Source organism: Streptomyces sp. NPDC002690 (genome assembly GCF_053592415.1).
Genome location: NZ_JBSFVR010000744.1, coordinates 1 through 1,250 on the forward strand (window position 1 = coordinate 1; position 1,250 = coordinate 1,250).

Sequence of the window (1,250 nt, forward strand, 5' to 3'; positions counted from 1 at the left end):
CGGTGGCCCGCCCGGCACGGGCCGGGCGTCGTACGCTCCCGACCCGGGTGGCGGCTGCCGCCGACTCGTCGGCCCAGCGCTCCAGATGGAAGTCGAGCGCCGGGCCCAGCGAGCGGAGGGCGGGATGCACGGCTGCGGCAAGGTGGGCGGCGAAGGACAGCAGATGATGGCGGCCGGCCAGATGGGCCCGCTCGTGGCCGAGCAGCACCTCGCGCTCCTCCGGGCCCAACGCCCGGAGCATTCCTCTCGACACGACGATCCGCCCCGCCCGGCCCCGCCGGCCCGGGAGCGCGAACGCCTGAGGGTCGGCGCCTGGTACCACCAGCAGGTCACCGTCCGACACCCCGTCACCGGTCGACGCCCAGGCGCGGGTCAGGATCGAGCGGCGCTCGTGCCAGCGGCGCAGCATCCGCACCGTCTGGACGGCCAGTGCCGCTCCGGCCGCGGCGGCGAAGGGGACGACGGCGGGCCATTCGGCGGCCGACCGTGCGAGGGGAACCTGTTCGAGGGAGGCGAGGAACGGCACGTGGAACAGGCCGATCAGCGCCGCCACGGTGCCGCCCGCGAGGAGTACCGCCGCCCCGGTGAGCGCGAGGCACGCCTCCTTGGGCGGCAGCAGCGCGGCCAGTCGGCGAGTGGCGGGGACCGCGGCCCAGGGAAGCGCGAGGGTCAGCAGGACCACGGTCAGGACGAGGGTCACGCGCCGTCCTCGGACTCCAGGAGCATGCGCCGCAGAGCTTCCTCGTCGTCGTCGGACAGGGAGGAGACGAACCGTCTCAGCACCAGGTGGCGTTCGGGCTCACGCTCCAGCTCCCGGCGCATGCGGCCCGCCGCCATGCCCGCCGGGTCGTCCGCCGCGGCGTATGCGTATCCCCGGACCGCGCGGGTCCTTACGACCGTCCCCTTCTCGTACAGGCGGGTCAGGATCGTCGTCACCGTCGTCCTCGCCAGATCGCGGTCGAGCGCGGCGTTGACCGCTTGCGGAGTCATCGGTTTCCCGGCGCTCCACAGGATCGCGAGGACGTCCGCCACGAGCTCGCCGTGCGGACGCCTCGCGTCCTGGCCGTCCTCCACCATCCCGCCACCGCCTTGCCGCCGTCCCGGACGGATGCGCCCGGGGATCGAATGAGGTTTGCCTCATCTCACTCTACGGGGTGACGTTCCAGGGGCCACCCCGAGCGGGCGAGGGGGTGGCGAGAGCTTGCCCGGTGCGCCCGAAAGGGTCGGTGTGGGAGGGTATGTCACCCTGG

At 73.8% G+C, this 1,250-nt stretch carries 2 protein-coding genes; both read right to left on the reverse strand.

Features of this window, described 5'->3' with window-relative positions; all coding sequences use genetic code 11:
- The coding region (locus ACWD3D_RS37230) for a M48 family metalloprotease (RefSeq protein WP_451465048.1) at positions 1-700 on the reverse strand (700 nt) is incomplete at its 3' end.
- A complete protein-coding gene (locus ACWD3D_RS37235; RefSeq protein WP_451465049.1) occupies positions 697-1,077 on the reverse strand; it encodes a BlaI/MecI/CopY family transcriptional regulator in 381 nt (126 codons plus the stop codon). The genes ACWD3D_RS37230 and ACWD3D_RS37235, both read right to left, overlap by 4 nt.
- Positions 1,078-1,250: the final 173 nt, after the last annotated feature.

What these genes read in the sequence shown, in the direction of transcription:
- ACWD3D_RS37235 (WP_451465049.1), bottom strand. Translation starts at nt 1,077, where the DNA reads ATGGTGGAGGACGGCCAGGACGCGAGGCGTCCGCACGGCGAGCTCGTG.